Below are 17169 nucleotides of genomic sequence, written 5' to 3' on the forward strand. Positions count from 1 at the left end.
ACTAAAAATGCGCGCCGCTTCAGGCGCTTAGCGCAAAGTTGGTGCGCTTGGCACGGAAGCTGCTTTTTCATCCTCGATTGAATTGATGTACAGGATTGGTCGGGGCGGCGGAGCGATTCGCCGACTTTTGTTAATCAGGAGATAGGTAATGAGTAAATCCGTGGCCGACGTCATGCAACTCGTCAAGGACGAGGACGTCAAGTTCGTCGACTTCCGTTTCACCGACACGCGCGGCAAAGAACAGCACGTTTCCGTGCCGGTCTCGGCATTCGACGAAGACAAGTTTGAAAGCGGCCACGCTTTCGACGGTTCGTCCATCGCCGGCTGGAAGGGCATCGAGGCATCGGACATGCTGCTCGTGCCGGACGCGAACACCGCCTTCATCGACCCGTTCTTCGAAGAAGCGACGCTCGTACTGAGCTGCGACGTCGTCGAGCCCGCCGACGGCAAGGGCTACGAACGCGACCCGCGTTCGCTCGCGAAGCGCGCGGAAGCCTATCTCAAGAGCTCGGGCCTGGGCGACACCGCCTACTTCGGTCCGGAGCCGGAATTCTTCATTTTCGACAGCGTCCAGTGGAACACGGACCAGTCGGGCACCTTCGTCAAGATCGGCTCGGAAGAAGCGCCGTGGTCGTCAGCCAAGGAATTCGAAGGCGGCAACACGGGCCACCGTCCGGGCACCAAGGGCGGCTACTTCCCGGTCGCGCCGGTCGACACGTTCCAGGACATTCGCTCGGAAATGTGTCTGCTGCTCGAGCAGATCGGCATTCCGGTCGAAGTGCACCACCACGAAGTGGCGGGCCAGGGCCAGAACGAAATCGGCACCAAGTTCTCGACGCTGGTTCAGCGCGCGGACTGGCTGCAGCAGATGAAGTACATCATCCACAACGTCGCGCACACGTACGGCAAGACGGCCACGTTCATGCCGAAGCCGGTCGTCGGCGACAACGGTTCGGGCATGCACGTTCACCAGTCCATCTGGAAGGACGGCCAGAACCTGTTCGCGGGCAACGGCTACGCCGGTCTGTCGGAATTCGCGCTGTTCTACATCGGCGGCATCATCAAGCACGCCCGCGCGCTGAACGCGATCACGAACCCGGGTACGAACTCGTACAAGCGTCTCGTGCCGCACTTCGAAGCGCCGGTCAAGCTGGCTTACTCGGCTCGCAACCGTTCGGCATCGATCCGTATTCCGCACGTGAGCAACCCGAAGGGCCGCCGTATCGAAACGCGCTTCCCGGATCCGCTCGCGAATCCGTACCTGTGCTTCTCGGCACTGATGATGGCCGGTCTCGACGGCGTGCAGAACAAGATTCATCCGGGCGAAGCCGCGGACAAGAATCTGTACGACCTGCCGCCGGAAGAAGACAAGAAGATCCCGACCGTGTGCGCGGGCCTCGACCAGGCACTCGATGCGCTCGACGCGGATCGCGAGTTCCTGACGCGCGGCGGCGTGTTCACGGATTCGATGCTCGACGCCTACATCGAACTGAAGACGAACGAGCTGCAGCGTTATCGTCAGGCGGTGCATCCGATCGAGTTCGAGATGTACTACTCGCTGTAAGCATGACGGCAGCGCGCTTCTCTCCTGATAGTCCGGCGAAGCGCGCGGCACATGCGATGCGATGACACGAAGGGACGGCGCGCCGTCCCTTTTTTCATCGCCGCGGTTTTCCGAAATCCAACTACAAGATCGGTTTCACGAACGGCTTCAATCATTGCCCGATGGTGCTCAAGAATCTGATCAAGGCGCGCCGTGGCCACGCCGACGCGCTTTCCGACGACGCCCAACTATCCAGCAGCGGTTTGCTGGCCGGTTTCGAGGCGCTCCCGACGACCGTGCTCGTGCTGGACATGCGGCATGTGCGCATCGCGTACGCGAATCCTTCGGCGGAAGCGATGCTGGAGATGTCGCGCAAGCAGCTGACGCAGATGAACTGGACCGAGCTGTTCGCGAACGCCGATGAACTCGCGGGCACGATCGCGTCGATCGCCGAGAACCGGTTCAACGCGACGCGTCTCGACGCCGTGCTCGATCGTCCGAACCGCGAGCCGGTGCATGTCCATGCGATCGTCGGTTATCTCGAAGCGGCCAGCGACTACGTGCTGCTCGAACTCTTCGAGAACGAGCGCCACCTGCGCACGGACCGCGAAGAACGCATCCACGACCTGACCGCGGTCAACAAGCAGCTGATCCGCAACCTGGCGCACGAGATCAAGAATCCGCTCGGCGGCATCCGGGGCGCGGCGCAGTTGCTCGAGTTCGAACTGGGCGCGCTCGAACGCGACGAACTGCGTGAATACACGCAGGTCATCATCAAGGAATCGGACCGGCTGCAGACGCTGGTCGATCGCCTGCTGGAGCCGCACCGGCATCCGCATATCGTCGGCGACGTGAACATTCACGAAGTATGCGAACGTGTGCGCGCGGTGATCCTCGCCGAGTTCCCGCGCGGGCTCACGATCGAACGCGACTACGACGTCAGCGTGCCCGACCTGCGCGGCGACAAGGAACAACTGATCCAGGCGTTGCTCAACATCGTGCGCAATGCGGCGGAGGCGTTACGCGAACGCATTTCCCAAGGCGATGCAAAGATCGAATTGCGTACACGCATCGCACGCAAGGTGACGGTCGGCAAGAAGCTGCACAAACTGGCACTGGACTTGCATATCACTGACAACGGTCCCGGAATCCCCAGTGAGATTCGTGACCGGATCTTCTTTCCGCTTGTGTCGGGCAGGGAAGACGGCAGCGGCCTGGGTCTCACGCTCGCGCAAACGTTCGTGCAGCAGCACGATGGATTGATCGAAGTGGAAAGCAAACCGGGCTGCACCGAGTTCATCATCCTGTTGCCATTCGGGAGCTGAAGCCGGCTTGACCATCGACATCACGCGCCATCACGTCACAGGCCGCCATCCACTTAGGCCGCGTCCGCATCACGCTTTGAAGCCGCACCGTTTCGACGGGCTCACACCGAACCATACGAAGACTTCTCGCCGAACGATATGAAGCCGATCTGGATAGTAGACGACGACCAATCCATCCGCTGGGTGCTGGAAAAAGCGCTGGCCCGCGAGAATTTCTCGACGCGCAGTTTTTCAGGCGTGCGCGACGCGCTCGCCGCGCTCGAACACGAAAGTCCACAGGTGCTCGTGTCGGACATACGCATGCCGGGCGGCTCGGGGCTCGAATTGTTGCAGACGGTACGCGATCGTCTGCCGGGGTTGCCGGTCATCATCATGACGGCCTTCTCGGATCTCGACAGCGCCGTGGCCGCATTCCAGGGCGGCGCCTTCGAATATCTCGCCAAACCGTTCGACGTGGACAAGGCAGTCGAACTGATTCGCCGCGCGGTGGACGAAAGCATGCGCGGCGAAGCGGCCTATGACGAGCGGGTGACGGAAACGCCCGAGATGCTCGGCCAGGCGCCCGCGATGCAGGACATGTTCCGCGCGATCGGGCGGCTTTCGCACTCGGCGGCGACCGTGCTCATCACGGGCGAATCAGGCACCGGAAAGGAGCTTGTCGCGCGCGCCTTGCACCGACATAGCCCACGCGCGAGCGGGCCGTTCATCGCGCTGAACACGGCGGCGATTCCGAAGGATCTGCTGGAATCCGAACTGTTCGGCCATGAGCGCGGTGCGTTCACGGGCGCGCAGGCGATGCGCCAGGGCCGTTTCGAACAGGCCGAGAACGGCACGCTGTTTCTCGACGAAATCGGCGACATGCCGTTCGACTTGCAGACGCGTCTGTTGCGCGTGCTGTCGGACGGGCAGTTCTATCGCGTGGGCGGGCACAACCCGTTGAAGGCCAACGTGCGCGTGATCGCGGCGACGCACCAGAATCTCGATGCGCGCGTGCGGCAAGGCTTGTTCCGCGAGGACTTGTATCACCGGCTGAACGTGATCCGGCTGCGCCTGCCGGCCTTGCGCGAACGCAGCGAAGACATTCCCTTGCTCGCGCGGCATTTCCTGCAGAAGAGCGCGCGCGACCTTGGCGTGGAGCCGAAGCGCGTGTCCGACGAGGCGTTGGCGTATCTTGCGTCGCTGCCGTTTCCCGGCAATGTGCGGCAGCTCGAAAACCTGTGCAACTGGCTGACGGTGATGGCGCCGGCGCAGGTGATCGAGCAGAAGGATCTGCCGCCCGATCTCACGCCGCGCCAGGACTACGCGGCCGAGTCCATCGCGGTTTCGACCGATGGCGCCGTGGCCGCGGCGCCGCTCGCGCAGAACGGCGCGGGCGCGCCGGCTGTTGCGGCGCCGCTGGCGGCGGGAGTGGCGGCGAGTGTATGGGAGAACGGCTTGCGTACCGAGGTCGCACGGCTGTTGCGCGAGAACTCCGCCGACGTGATGGACGAACTCGCGCGCCGTTTCGAGGCCGCCGTGATTCGCGAGGCGCTCGACTTCACGCGTGGCCGCAAGGTGGAAGCGGCCGAGCGCCTGGGCATCGGGCGCAATACGATCACGCGCAAGATCCAGGAACTGCACCTGGACGCGTGACGCCGATGCCCGCGAGACGGGATCAGCCGAGCGTCGCGATCACGGGCGCGTGGTCCGACGGCTGGTCCCACTTGCGCGGCACCTTGTCGACTTCGCATGCGGTGCAGGTCGCGGCCAGTTCCTTCGACAACAAAATATGATCGATGCGCAGCCCCGCGTTGCGGCGGAACGCCATCATCCTGTAGTCCCACCACGTGAAGAGCTTGTCGGCCTGTTCGAACTGGCGGAAGGCATCGGTGAGACCGAGTTCGAGCAGTTGCGTGAAGTGCGCGCGCTCTTCCGGCGACACCAGATTCTGGCCTTCCCAGGCTTTCGGGTCGTGCACGTCGCGGTCATCGGGGGCGATGTTGTAGTCGCCGAGCAGGGCGAGCTTCGGGTGCCGGGCCATGTCTTCACGCAGCCATTCGCGCAGCGCGTCGAGCCAGCGCATCTTGTAGGCGAACTTCTCGGTGCCGGGCGCCTGGCCGTTCGGGAAATAGGCCGAGATGATGCGCACACCATCGATGGTCGCGGCGATCACGCGCTGCTGCAAATCTTCGAAGCCGGGGATGTTGCGCACGACGCTGATCTCGTCCACTTCGAAGTTCGCGTCGGCGCGCACCAGGATGCCGACGCCGTTATAGGTCTTCTGTCCCGCGAACCAGCTTTTGTAGCCGGCGGCCTCGAGGTCCGCGCGCGGAAACTTCTCGTCGGGCATTTTCAGTTCCTGCAGGCACAGCACGTCGACGCCCGACAGCGCGAGCCAGTCGATGACGTGTTGCTGGCGGACTTTGAGGGAGTTGACGTTCCAGGTAGCTATCTTCACGAGATGTCCAGAATGGTGATGCTTCGGCGGTGTGACATTTTACTTGGCCAGCAACATGAGGATGGATGTGTAGTCAGCCCGGATCCGTATCACGTCGTTTCGAGCAAGTCGACACATCCGGGCGGCGAAGCTTTATCGATGACCGCGAGGGCCATAGTCGCCTTGGCGACAAGTTCGAGTGGCCTGAGTCCCTGCTCGTAATGACCGTGAGTAATCCGGTCCATGCCTGCTCCAGCGAGCTTTGCGACGGTGCGCAGGCTCGCGTCCAGGGCAACACTGTCCAGCCGGCCGCCATGGAGGATGAGGTTGCGTTGGCGGTAGAGGCGATGAAACGATTCCGCGATCAGCTCCTTGATCGTCTGCCATTCCGGTTGCGGGTTCAGCAACAACTTTCTCATCCGTGCGACGGCTGCTTGATCCGCGACGGAGGGCATTACGGGCATGCGCTCTTCAAGGATCATTCTGGCCAGCACGCGCGACCGTTCCCGGTTTGCCTCGATGCCGGCCAGTTCTGCACACTCGGCGGGAAAAATGCGTTCTGCACGTCGGGATAGTGACGTAAGCTCCGCGCGGAAAGGAGCAGGTGACGAGCGTCGCCAGATTGTCCGCTGCCGAAGCCCTGTCGTTGGGATCGGCAAGCAGACCTTCGATCGCCCCCCAGCCTGCCGCGATCGCGGCAGGCGGCGAACTGTCTTCGAGGTGCGCAAGCAGTTCCAGTGCAGCGTCAACGTCCTGGCTTCCATCGCTTGCGAAAATGCGATCGCTTCGAAACAACTCGCTCACCGCAACGCCGCGCGAACTGTCTTTCGTGCGTTCCTGCAATGACGAGGCGATACGCTTGACCGATCCCTCGCTGAGATGCCCCTGTTTCATGACCGTGCATGCTTCGAACAGTTCGTCCATGGCGAGCACGGTGCTGATTCCCCAGAGTGGCCGGTACCAGCGTTTTTGTTCGGAGAAGAACTCGTACAAGCGTGCAAATGCGATCTGCTGAGCTGGACTGACAAGGTTGAGCATGCGAATTACGATGACGGTCCGGTCAGCAGAGGCCAGCTACGTCTATGGCATCAGCGCGACCGCCTCGCAGAACAACCATGTTCTCGAGGAAGCCTGCCTAAATCGTTGACACCGGTGTCCAAAAAGCGGCGTGATACAGCCCGGCATTCTACGAAATCATTCACATCCGCCGTGACAAATGCGGCTTGCGCCGCGTGGTCCGTCCTGCGCGTTGCAGGTTCCGAAGCCGTGCCGCACGATGCTGCGCGCCACGGCTGCAATTCACTCCACACGGGCGATTCTTTCCCAGAACGGGCGTCAAGTTCCTCCCGAACTCGCTGATACTGGCTCCGCATCGCCGGACCTGCGGCCATGCTGCTCGATCAAGCAAGCAAAGCCGATCGAGCGAGTGAAACAGTTGGTGATCCTGCTCATGCGAGCGAACGCAGTCGACCATCGCAAGGACGGCTCGCGCTCGTCTTTCACACTCACGCGCATCCTTGTTCAAATGAATCCGATCGACCTCATCGAAGAAACCATTGGCCTCGAAGGCGGCTATTCGAATCATCCCGACGACGCGGGCGGCGAAACCATGTGGGGCATCACCGAGGCGACCGCTCGCGTGTACGGCTATACCGGCCCGATGGACGAGATGCCGCGCGAAGTGGCCATCGACATCTATCTGCAAAGCTATTGGGAGGAACCGCATTTCGACGAGGTCAACGCCATCGACGAGGACATTGCCGGCAAGCTGTTCGACATCGGCGTGAACATGGGGCCTGCCACCGGCGTCCGGTTCCTGCAACGCGCGCTCAACGTGCTGAACGACCAGGAGTCCGCCTACGACGACATCTCGGCGGACGGACTCATCGGCCCGATGACGCTTGCCGCGATGCAGAGCTTCATCGGTCAGCGCGGTAACGACGGTCGCCGCGTGCTGCTCGGCATGATCGCTGCCCAGCAGTCGGTGCGCTATGTGGAGATCGCGGAGGACGATCCGTCGCAGGAGAGCTTCGAGTACGGCTGGCAGTTGAACCGGGCGTTCAGCATCGCGGGCTAGGCGAGCCACAAGCACCACACGGGGCCGCGTCGTATACGCGATTTTTACACGCCGTCTCCCACTCTTGTCGCGCCCTTTACGCGGCTTTCCCTAATCTCCCCTTGTCCCGATCGCAGTGATCGCACAAGGGGAGAACCACACAATGGACCTGTTTTACCTCGCCGGCATTGTCCTGTTCCTGGGATTCTGCATGGCGCTCGCAAGCGGCTGCGAACAGTTGCGCCGCCATCCGCCGGGAGGCCGCCCATGAACGGCTGGATGATCGCATTGGCTTCCGCCGCCACGCTGCTGCTTCTCGTCTACCTCGTGTACGCCCTGTTGCGCGCGGAGGAGCTCGAATGAACGCCAGCAGTCTCATGCAGACGGCGCTCTTCATCGCCGTGCTGATCGCGCTCGCGCTGCCGCTCGGGCGCTATATGTCGAACGTTTTCGAAGGCACGTCGGTCGTCGTGCGCAGGATAGGACGGCCGGTCGAGCAGGTGCTCTATCGTGTCGCGGGCATCGATCCCGAAGCGGAAATGTCCTGGAAGCACTATGCGCTCGCCGTGCTGCTCTTCAACGGGTTCGGTGCGCTGCTGCTGTACGCGATCCTGCGTCTGCAAGCGGTGCTGCCGCTCAATCCGCAGGGCATGGCCGGCATGACGCCCGACGCCGCCTTCAACACCGCCGTCAGCTTCGTCACCAACACGAACTGGCAGGACTACGGCGGCGAAAGCACGCTCGGCTATCTCGCGCAGATGCTGGGCCTGACCGTGCAGAACTTCCTCTCGGCGGCGACCGGCATCGCGGTGGTCATTGCGCTGGTGCGCGGCTTCAAGCGTCATGGCGCGCAGACCATCGGCAACTTCTGGGTCGATCTGACGCGCGCGACGCTCTATGTGCTGATGCCGCTCGCCGTGGTGTTGGCGCTGGTGTTCGTCAGCCAGGGCGCGATACAGAACTTCAGGCCGTATGCCAACGTGCCCACACTCCAGGTCACGACGTATCAGGCGCCGCGCCTCGACGCCCAAGGCAACCCGATCAAGGACGCGCAGGGCAAGCCGGAGATGCAGGATCAGCAAGCCAGCACGCAGACCCTCGCCATGGGTCCGGTGGCCTCGCAGGAAGCGATCAAGATGCTCGGCACCAACGGCGGCGGCTTCTTCAACGCCAACTCGGCGCATCCGTACGAGAATCCGACGCCGTTCTCCAACTTCCTCCAGATGCTCGCGATCCTGCTGATCCCCGCCGCGCTGTGCGTGACCTTCGGGCGCATGGTCGGCGATGGACGGCAGGGTCACGCGGTGCTCGCGGCGATGACCATCGCGCTCGCGGTGGCCTGCGTCGGCGAGATCTCGGCGGAGCAGGCGGGCAATCCGCTCGTGACGAAGCTGCACGTGGATGCCCACGCTTCGGCGCTGCAGCCGGGCGGCAACATGGAGGGCAAGGAGACGCGCCTCGGCATCGCGCAATCCGGCCTCTTCACCGTGGTCACCACGGCCGCCTCGTGCGGCGCGGTGAACACCATGCACGACTCGCTGACGCCGCTCGGCGGTCTCGTGCCGATGCTGCTGATCCAGCTCGGCGAGGTCATCTTCGGCGGCGTCGGTTCGGGTCTCTACGGGATGCTGGCGTTCGCGCTGCTGGCGGTGTTCGTCGCGGGGCTGATGATCGGCCGCACGCCCGAATACATCGGCAAGAAGATCGAGGCCTTCGACATGAAGATGGTCTCCATCGTGATCCTGCTCACGCCGATGCTGGTCCTCGCGGGCACCTCGGTCGCCGTGCTGGCCTCGGCGGGCAAGGCGGGGATAGCCAACCCGGGCGCGCACGGCTTCTCCGAAATCCTCTACGCGTTCAGCTCCGCCGCCAACAACAACGGCAGCGCGTTCGCGGGCCTGTCCGTCAACACGCCGTTCTACAACCAGATGCTCGCCGTCGCCATGTGGTTCGGCCGCTTCGGCACCATCGTGCCGATCCTGGCGATCGCCGGCTCGCTGGCCGCGAAGAAGCGTCTCGCTGCCAACGCCGGCACCTTGCCCACCCACGGACCGCTGTTCGTCGTGCTGCTGCTCGGCACGCTGCTGCTGGTCGGCGCGCTCACCTACGTACCCGCGCTCGCGCTGGGACCGGTGGTCGAGCATCTCGCCATGATCGCTGGACAATGATTTCGAGGACTGCATGAATCACGAAAAACAAGCGTCTGCGCATCTCCCGGGCAATCTCGGCCAGGCGCGCACGGCGGCACGCTCGATGTTCGATCCGGCGCTCGTCCGCCCCGCGGTCGTCGATGCCTTCAGGAAGCTCGCGCCGCGCACGCAGTTGCGCAATCCGGTGATGTTCTGTGTCTACGTCGGCAGCGTGCTCGCGACCATCCTGTGGATCGCCGCGCTCGCCGGTCAGGCCGAGGCGCCCGCCGGTTTCATCCTCGCCATTGCACTGTGGCTGTGGTTCACGGTGCTGTTCGCGAACTTCGCCGAAGCGCTGGCGGAAGGCCGCTCGAAGGCGCAGGCGGCCGCGCTGCGCCAGGCCAAGCACAACGTGATGGCGAAGAAGCTCAACGAGCCGCATCCGAAGTCGCCGATCCGCATCACCACGTCCACCGATCTGCGCCGCGACGACGTCGTGCTCGTCGAGGCCGGCGACGTGATCCCCGCCGACGGCGAAGTGATCGACGGTGTCGCGTCCGTCGACGAATCCGCCATCACCGGCGAATCCGCGCCGGTGATCCGCGAGTCGGGCGGCGACTTCTCGTCGGTGACGGGCGGCACGCGGGTGCTGTCGGACTGGATCGTGGTGCGGGTCTCGGTGAATCCGGGCGAGGCGTTCCTGGACCGCATGATCGCGATGGTCGAGGGCGCCAAGCGGCGCAAGACGCCGAATGAAATCGCGCTGACCATCCTGCTGGTGGCGTTGACGCTCGTGCTGCTGTTCGCGACCGCCACGCTGCTGCCGTTCTCGATGTTCGCCGTCGAAGCGGCGGGGCAGGGCCAGGTGGTCACGATCACCGTGCTGGTCGCGCTGCTCGTGTGCCTGATTCCGACGACCATCGGCGGGCTGCTGTCCGCCATCGGCGTGGCCGGCATGAGCCGCATGATGCAGGCGAACGTGATCGCGACCTCGGGGCGCGCGGTGGAAGCGGCGGGCGACGTCGACGTGCTGCTGCTCGACAAGACCGGCACGATCACGCTGGGCAACCGGCAGGCGTCGTCGTTCAGCGCGGCGCCCGGCATCGACGAACGCGATCTGGCCGATGCGGCGCAACTCGCCTCGCTCGCCGACGAGACGCCGGAGGGCCGCAGCATCGTCGTGCTGGCGAAGCAGCGTTTCGACATCCGCGCCCGGGACATGGCGGCGCTGCACGCGAACTTCCTGTCGTTCAGCGCGCAGACGCGCATGAGCGGCGTCGACCTGCCGGGCCGCGAGATTCGCAAGGGCGCGGCGACGGCGCTGAAACAGTACGTCGAGACGCGCGGCGGGCGCTTTCCGCAGGAAGTGCAGCACGCGGTCGACGAGATCGCGCGGCGCGGCGGCACGCCGCTCGTCGTGGCGGAGTGTGTGAACGGCAAAGCGCGCGCGCTCGGCGTGATCGAGCTGAAGGATATCGTCAAGGGCGGCATTCGCGAGCGCTTCGCGGAGCTGCGCAAGATGGGCATCAAGACGGTGATGGTGACGGGCGACAACCGGCTCACGGCAGCGGCGATCGCGGCCGAAGCAGGCGTCGACGACTTTCTCGCCGAAGCGACGCCCGAAGCCAAGCTCACGATCATTCGCGAGCATCAGGCGCAAGGCCGGCTCGTCGCGATGACCGGCGACGGCACCAACGACGCTCCCGCGCTCGCCCAGGCCGACGTCGCCGTGGCGATGAACACCGGCACCCAGGCGGCGAAGGAAGCCGGCAACATGGTCGATCTCGACTCCAACCCGACCAAGCTGATCGAGATCGTCGAGATCGGCAAGCAGATGCTGATGACGCGCGGCTCGCTGACCACGTTTTCCATCGCCAACGACGTCGCCAAGTACTTCGCGATCATCCCCGCCGCGTTCGCGACCACCTATCCGCAGTTGCGCGTGCTGGACGTGATGCATCTGGCGTCGCCGTCGTCGGCCATCTTGTCGGCGGTGATCTTCAACGCGCTGATCATCGTGTTCCTGATTCCGCTCGCGCTGAAGGGCGTCAAGTATCGCGCGCTCGGCGCGGCCGCGCTGTTGCGGCGCAATCTGCTCGTGTACGGGTTGGGCGGCATCGTGTTGCCGTTTCCGTTCATCAAGCTGATCGACATGGCGATCACCGCGCTCGGCTGGCACTGAGCCCATCTTTTCAAAGGCAGAATCATGATGAAAACTTCATTGCGTCCGATGCTCGTGCTGTTCGTCGCGCTGACGGTGCTGACGGGCGTGCTGTATCCGCTGGCGGTCACCGCGATCGGCCAGGCCGTGTTTCCGCGTCAGGCCAACGGCAGCCTGATCGAGCGCGACGGCAAGGTGGTCGGCTCGGCGTTGATCGGGCAGCAGTTCGATGCGCCGCGCTACTTCTGGGGCCGTCTCTCGGCGACGACGCCGAATCCGTACAACGCGGGCAGCTCGGGCGGTTCGAACCTCGGGCCGACCAACCCCGCGCTCGTCGACGAAGTGAAGGCGCGCATCGCCGCATTGCAGGCCGCCGATCCGGACAATCAGGAGGCCGTGCCGGTGGATCTGGTGACGTCGTCGGCGAGCGGGCTCGATCCTGAAATCAGTCCGGCCGCCGCGGCGTATCAGGTGGCGCGAGTGGCCCGCGCGCGCGGCCTGCCGGTTGCACGGGTCGAGGCGCTGGTGGCGCAGGCCACGTCCGGACGTCAGTTCGGCTTGCTCGGGGAGCCGCGGGTGAATGTGCTTAAATTGAACCTGGCGCTGGACCAGCAAGCAGAACCGGCACGTACGAGCGGAACCTGAAGCGCCAGCCCACCCGACACAGCGAATGCCCCGCCCAACTCCAGACGAGCTTCTCGACAAACTTCATCGCGAGGAAGAAAAACGCCAGCGTGGCCGGCTGAAGATCTTCTTCGGGGCGTCTGCGGGCGTCGGCAAGACCTTTGCGATGCTGCAGGCCGCGCGCCGGCGCCGCGACGAAGGCGGCGAGGTGCTGGTGGGCGTGGTCGAGACGCATGGACGCAAGGAAACGCTCGCGCTCGCGCAGGGGCTCGACAGCTTGCCGCCCGCGCGGATCGACTATCGCGGCCGCGTGCTCGCCGAGTTCGATCTCGACGCCGCGCTGCAGCGCAAGCCGCAACTGATTCTCGTCGACGAACTCGCGCACGCCAACGTGCAGGGCGCGCGCCATGTGAAGCGCTGGCAGGACGTGCAGGCGTTGCTGGATGCGGGCATCGATGTCTACACGACCGTCAACGTCCAGCATCTCGAAAGCCTCAACGACATCGTCGGGCGGATTACCGGCATCCGGGTCCGCGAGACGATCCCCGACCGCATCTTCGATCTCGCCGACGAAGTCACGCTCGTCGATCTGCCGCCCGAAGAACTGCTCGACCGCCTGCGCGATGGCAAGGTCTACGTGCCGCAGCAGGCCGCGCATGCCGTGCGCAACTTCTTTCGCAAGGGCAACCTGATCGCGCTGCGCGAACTGGCCTTGCGCCGCACCGCGGACCGCGTCGATGCGCAGATGCGCGAGTATCGTGCCGACCAGTCCATCGAGCACATCTGGCGGGCGCGCGAGCGGCTGATTGCATGCATCGGGCCGGGACCGGAGAGCGCGACGCTGGTACGCGCGGCGGCGCGTCTCGCTGCGGCGCTGAAGGCGGACTGGCTCGCCGTCTATGTCGAGACGCCGAAGCTGCAGCGCCTCTCCGACGAACGCCGCACCCGCACGCTCGACGCGCTCAAGCTCGCGGCCGAACTCGGCGCGGAAACGGTCACGCTCGATGGCGCCGATGCCGCCGCGACGCTCATCGATTATGCGCGGCTGCGCAATGTCTCGAAGCTGGTCGCGGGGGCGTCGGCGGCGCGCGGCTGGCGGCGGCTCTTCGATGCCCCGGTGAGCGAGCGCATCCTCCAGCGCGGCCCGGATATCGACGTGACGCTGGTGGCGACTGGCGCCCGCGACGAACCGGGCGGCACGCAGGCGCCGCGTCCGGGCGCGCTCGCCGCGTGGCGCGACGGCGCGCACTCGCCGCCGCGCGCGTATGGCATCGCGCTCGCGATCGGCGCGGGCATCACGCTGCTGGCGGACCTGCTTGCCGCGCGTCAGTTCGCGATCACCAATCTCGTGATGCTCTACCTGCTCGGCGTGGTCTTCACGGCGGTGCGGCTCGGGCGCGGGCCGGGCGTGATGCTGTCGTTTCTCTCGGTCGCGGCCGTCGACTTCTTCTTCGTGCCGCCGCAACTGTCGTTCTCGGTCACGGACACACAGTATCTGCTGACCTTCGGCGTGATGCTGCTGACCTCGCTCACCATCAGTCATCTCACGTCGAGCCTCAGGCGCCAGGCGCGCATCGCGTCGCTGCGCGAGCGCAGGACCGGCGCCATGTATGCGATGACCAAGGAGTTGGGCGCCGCGTTGATGACCGGGCAGATCGTCGAGATCGGCGTGCGGCATGTCGCCGAGGTTTTCCAGGCGAAGGCCGCGATCCTGCTGCCCGACGCGGCGGACAAGGTGCGCCGGAACGTGGTCGAGGAGGGCGGCATCGGACTGGATGAAATCTCCCTCGATAGCGATGTCGCGCAATGGGTCTACGACCAGCAGCGTCCGGCGGGCCGCGGCACCGACACCTTGCCGGCAAGCCGTGCGCTGTATCTGCCGCTGAAGGCGCCGATGCGCACGCGCGGCGTGCTTGCGCTCGTCACCGGGCGCGAAGGCGAGTTCGCGGTGCCCGAGCAGCGCCGCATGATCGAGACCTTCGCGGCGCAGATCGCGCTTGCGCTCGAACGCGTGCATTACGTCGAGATCGCGCAGGATGCGCTCGTCAACATGGAATCGGAGCGGTTGCGCAACTCGCTGCTGTCGGCGATCTCGCATGACTTGCGCACGCCGCTGACGTCGATCGTCGGCTTCGCGTCCGTGCTGGAGGAACAGGCGCGCGAGGCGGGCGGCGGCAACCCGGAAACTTCGCGCGAACTGGTGCAGGCGATCCACGAGGAAGCGCTGCGCATGAGCGGACTCGTGATCAATCTGCTCGACATGGCGCGGCTGCAAGCCGGTTCGGTGCGGCTGAACCGGCAGTGGTCGATGCTCGAGGAAACCGTCGGCGCGGCGCTCGCCGCGTCGCGCCGCGTGCTCGCGGGCCGGGCGGTGCGCACCGACGTGCCGGCGGACTTGCCCTTGCTCGAACTCGATGCGGTGCTGATGGAACGGCTCTTCGCCAATCTGCTGGAGAACGCGGCGAAGTACACGCCGCCGGGCACGCCGGTGGCGATCGGCGCCGCGCTGGTCGAGGCGGATGATCAGGATGACGGGGGCAATGCGCGTGTCGTGCGCGTGCATCTCGACGACGACGGCCCGGGCGTGCCCGAGGCGCTGCGGGCGCGTCTGTTCGACAAGTTCACGCGCGGCGAGAAGGAATCGGCGCAGGCGGGAATCGGGCTGGGCCTTGCTATCTGCCGTGCGATCGTCGAGGCGCACGGCGGGAAGATCGGCGTCGAGAATCGGCGGGACGGCGAAGGCCGCGTGTCGGGCGCGCGCTTCTGGTTCACGCTGCCGGTGAGCGACGCTGCACCGCTGGACGTGCCCGATCATGTGCCCGATGACATCCCGCCCGGTGAACCTTCTTCGCGGGAAGCGTAGGGCTTGGGTCCACAGCGCTTTATGATGTGCGCTCGATCCACGAAAGATGACCGGCCATGAGCGAATCCCAACCCACGTTGAGCGGCACGCGCGTGCAGCTCCGGCCACTGCGGCGCGAAGACCGCGCCGCTCTGCTCGCGGCCGCCGCCGACGGCGAACTGTGGAATCTGCGCGTGACGGTGGTGCCGAACGAGGACACCATCGACCGCATGATCGACACCGTCTTCGCGGACCGCGACGCCGGCACGGTCATGCCCTTCGTGATCGTGCGGCGTGAGGATGGACGCGTTGTCGGCAGCACGCGCTTCTGGAAGATCGACCGCGTCAACCGCAAGTGCGAAATCGGCAGCACATGGCTGGCGGCCTCGGCGCAGCGCACCGGCATCAATATCGAGGCGAAGCTGCTGATGCTCACGTACGCATTCGAGGTCATGCAATGCGTGCGCGTGCAGTTCACGACCGACGAGCTCAACGAGAAATCCCGCGCCGCCATTCTCGGCATCGGTGCGCAGCATGAAGGGATCGTGCGTCACGAGCGCATCATGCCGGATGGCCGCAAGCGCAATTCGGTGCGCTTTTCGATCATCGATGACGAATGGCCCGGCGTGAAGGCGATGCTCGAAGCGAGGCTCAGGCGGACGGCCTGATCGCTGCGTTGTGCTGCCGCCGTGCTGCACCGCATTTCTGTCCCGCTACAATCAAACCAGACACCGGACACACGGCCCGGGACGGAGGCTTCGCACATGGATTTGATCATTCGCCGCGCGGCGCTCGCAGGAGCGCGCGAACTCGTCGATATCGGCATGGATGCCGGGCGTATCGCCGCCATCGAGCCGCATCTCTCCGCCGCCGCGCGCGAGGAAATCGATGCTGCCGGTGCGCTCGTCACGCCGCCTTTCGTCGATGCGCACTTCCACATGGACGCCACGCTGTCCTATGGCCTGCCGCGCGTGAATGCATCGGGCACGCTGCTCGAAGGCATCGCGCTGTGGGGCGAACTGAAGCCCGATCTCACGCAGGAAGCGCTCGTCGAACGGGCGCTGCAATACTGCGATTGGGCCGTGGCGCGCGGGCTGCTCGCCATTCGCTCGCACGTGGATGTATGCGACCCGCGCCTGCTGGCGGTCGAGGCGCTGCTCGAAGTGAAGCGGCGCGTGAAGCCCTATCTCGACCTGCAACTCGTCGCGTTCCCGCAGGACGGCGTGTTGCGCAGCGCCGGCGCTTTCGACAACCTGAAGCGTGCGATCGCGCTGGGTGTCGATGTGGTCGGCGGCATTCCGCATTTCGAGCGCACGATGGCGGACGGCGCCGCATCGGTGAAGCTGCTGTGCGAATTCGCGGCTGAACAGGGCTTGCGCGTTGACATGCATTGCGACGAGTCGGACGATCCGATGTCGCGCCATATCGAAACCCTGGCCGCCGAGACGCACCGGCTGGGCTTGCAAGGACGCGTGACGGGTTCGCATCTGACCTCGATGCACTCGATGGACAACTACTACGTGAGCAAGCTGATCCCGCTGATGCGCGAATCCGGCGTGGCGGCGATTGCCAATCCGCTCATCAACATCACGCTCCAGGGACGCGCCGATACCTATCCGAAGCGGCGCGGCATGACGCGCGTGCCGGAGTTGATGGCGGCGGGCGTCACGGTTGCGTTCGGCCACGATTGCGTGATGGATCCGTGGTACAGCCTCGGCTCGGGCGACATGCTCGAAGTCGCGCACATGGGGCTGCACGTGGCGCAAATGACGGGCGTCGAGGCGATGCGCGCCTGCTTCGAGGCCGTCACGGTCAATCCGGCGCGCATCCTCGGGCTGGAGGGCTATGGGATCGAAGTGGGCTGTCACGCGGACTGCGTGGTGCTCGATGCGCGCGATCCGATCGAGGCCATACGCCTGCGCGCGGCCCGCACGGCCGTGGTGCGAAGAGGGAAGGTGGTGAGCCGCAGTCCCGCCGTGCGCGCGACGCTGGCTTTGGAAGGCCGGCCCGGTGAAGTGGACTTTCGCATCAGCAGATAACAAAACGCCGGCATCCATGGGATGCCGGCGTCTC

14 protein-coding genes are annotated in these 17169 nt (G+C 65.1%); 11 read left to right on the plus strand and 3 right to left on the minus strand.

The window, feature by feature from the left end:
* Positions 1–148 precede the first annotated feature (148 nt).
* The 3 genes from glnA (at position 149) to ntrC (ending at position 4500) form a co-directional block, all read left to right on the plus strand.
* Positions 149–1564, plus strand: coding sequence for a type I glutamate--ammonia ligase (gene glnA, locus QCE62_RS04935; protein ID WP_309915002.1), 1416 nt, complete (start codon positions 149–151; stop codon positions 1562–1564).
* A 161-nt stretch (positions 1565–1725) separates the two neighbouring features.
* Positions 1726–2868: a nitrogen regulation protein NR(II) gene (gene glnL, locus QCE62_RS04940; RefSeq protein WP_309915006.1), complete on the plus strand. Its 1143-nt coding sequence runs from the start codon at positions 1726–1728 to the stop codon at positions 2866–2868.
* A gap of 138 nt (positions 2869–3006) precedes the next feature.
* Complete coding sequence (gene ntrC, locus QCE62_RS04945) at positions 3007–4500, plus strand: nitrogen regulation protein NR(I) (protein WP_309915008.1); 1494 nt, start codon at positions 3007–3009, stop codon at positions 4498–4500.
* A 22-nt stretch (positions 4501–4522) separates the two neighbouring features.
* On the opposite strand, the gene xth is transcribed toward ntrC, so the two are convergent.
* The 3 genes from xth to QCE62_RS04960 form a co-directional block, all read right to left on the minus strand.
* On the minus strand, positions 4523–5305 hold the full coding sequence (xth, locus tag QCE62_RS04950) for an exodeoxyribonuclease III (RefSeq protein WP_309915011.1): 783 nt from the start codon (positions 5303–5305) through the stop codon (positions 4523–4525).
* 89 nt (positions 5306–5394) lie between these two features.
* The gene (locus QCE62_RS04955; protein ID WP_309915014.1) at positions 5395–5778 is read right to left on the minus strand and encodes a hypothetical protein; all 384 of its coding nucleotides are present in this window, start codon (positions 5776–5778) and stop codon (positions 5395–5397) included.
* The gene (locus QCE62_RS04960) at positions 5756–6322 is read right to left on the minus strand and encodes a hypothetical protein (RefSeq protein WP_309915017.1); all 567 of its coding nucleotides are present in this window, start codon (positions 6320–6322) and stop codon (positions 5756–5758) included. Before QCE62_RS04960 ends, QCE62_RS04955 begins: the two co-directional genes overlap by 23 nt.
* A 487-nt stretch (positions 6323–6809) precedes the next feature.
* On the opposite strand from QCE62_RS04960, the gene QCE62_RS04965 reads away from it, so the two are divergent.
* The 8 genes from QCE62_RS04965 (at position 6810) to QCE62_RS05000 (ending at position 17135) form a co-directional block, all read left to right on the plus strand.
* Positions 6810–7361 (plus strand): glycosyl hydrolase 108 family protein, encoded by a 552-nt coding sequence (locus tag QCE62_RS04965; RefSeq protein ID WP_309915020.1) that lies wholly within the window; start codon positions 6810–6812, stop codon positions 7359–7361.
* 246 nt (positions 7362–7607) lie between these two features.
* Positions 7608–7703, plus strand: a complete 96-nt coding sequence (locus tag QCE62_RS04970) for a potassium-transporting ATPase subunit F (RefSeq protein ID WP_309807913.1) — start codon at positions 7608–7610, stop codon at positions 7701–7703.
* Entirely contained in the window at positions 7700–9508 is a 1809-nt protein-coding gene (gene kdpA, locus QCE62_RS04975) for a potassium-transporting ATPase subunit KdpA (protein WP_309915023.1), read from the plus strand. The genes QCE62_RS04970 and kdpA overlap by 4 nt, the downstream gene beginning before the upstream one ends.
* Positions 9509–9593: 85 nt before the next feature.
* Positions 9594–11651 (plus strand): potassium-transporting ATPase subunit KdpB, encoded by a 2058-nt coding sequence (kdpB, locus tag QCE62_RS04980; protein WP_309919624.1) that lies wholly within the window; start codon positions 9594–9596, stop codon positions 11649–11651.
* 27 nt (positions 11652–11678) lie between these two features.
* Positions 11679–12275 (plus strand): potassium-transporting ATPase subunit KdpC, encoded by a 597-nt coding sequence (gene kdpC, locus QCE62_RS04985; RefSeq protein WP_309919627.1) that lies wholly within the window; start codon positions 11679–11681, stop codon positions 12273–12275.
* Positions 12276–12300: 25 nt separating this feature from the next.
* Complete coding sequence (locus QCE62_RS04990; protein ID WP_309915026.1) at positions 12301–15117, plus strand: sensor histidine kinase KdpD; 2817 nt, start codon at positions 12301–12303, stop codon at positions 15115–15117.
* A gap of 56 nt (positions 15118–15173) precedes the next feature.
* Entirely contained in the window at positions 15174–15764 is a 591-nt protein-coding gene (locus tag QCE62_RS04995) for a GNAT family protein (RefSeq protein WP_309915029.1), read from the plus strand.
* Between the two features lie 96 nt (positions 15765–15860).
* Positions 15861–17135, plus strand: a complete 1275-nt coding sequence (locus tag QCE62_RS05000; protein ID WP_309915032.1) for an amidohydrolase family protein — start codon at positions 15861–15863, stop codon at positions 17133–17135.
* Positions 17136–17169: the final 34 nt, after the last annotated feature.

Origin of the sequence: Caballeronia sp. LZ033 (genome assembly GCF_031451265.1) — a bacterium.
Lineage (GTDB): Bacteria > Pseudomonadota > Gammaproteobacteria > Burkholderiales > Burkholderiaceae > Caballeronia.

Coding starts and splice junctions, on each gene's coding strand:
- QCE62_RS04995 (WP_309915029.1), top strand. CDS start 15,174: ATGAGCGAATCCCAACCCACGTTGAGCGGCACGCGCGTGCAGCTCCGG.
- QCE62_RS04965 (WP_309915020.1), top strand. CDS start 6,810: ATGAATCCGATCGACCTCATCGAAGAAACCATTGGCCTCGAAGGCGGC.
- QCE62_RS04970 (WP_309807913.1), top strand. CDS start 7,608: ATGAACGGCTGGATGATCGCATTGGCTTCCGCCGCCACGCTGCTGCTT.
- kdpA (WP_309915023.1), top strand. CDS start 7,700: ATGAACGCCAGCAGTCTCATGCAGACGGCGCTCTTCATCGCCGTGCTG.
- kdpB (WP_309919624.1), top strand. CDS start 9,594: ATGTTCGATCCGGCGCTCGTCCGCCCCGCGGTCGTCGATGCCTTCAGG.
- ntrC (WP_309915008.1), top strand. CDS start 3,007: ATGAAGCCGATCTGGATAGTAGACGACGACCAATCCATCCGCTGGGTG.
- glnA (WP_309915002.1), top strand. CDS start 149: ATGAGTAAATCCGTGGCCGACGTCATGCAACTCGTCAAGGACGAGGAC.
- QCE62_RS04960 (WP_309915017.1), bottom strand. CDS start 6,322: ATGCTCAACCTTGTCAGTCCAGCTCAGCAGATCGCATTTGCACGCTTG.
- QCE62_RS04990 (WP_309915026.1), top strand. CDS start 12,301: ATGCCCCGCCCAACTCCAGACGAGCTTCTCGACAAACTTCATCGCGAG.
- glnL (WP_309915006.1), top strand. CDS start 1,726: ATGGTGCTCAAGAATCTGATCAAGGCGCGCCGTGGCCACGCCGACGCG.
- QCE62_RS05000 (WP_309915032.1), top strand. CDS start 15,861: ATGGATTTGATCATTCGCCGCGCGGCGCTCGCAGGAGCGCGCGAACTC.
- kdpC (WP_309919627.1), top strand. CDS start 11,679: ATGAAAACTTCATTGCGTCCGATGCTCGTGCTGTTCGTCGCGCTGACG.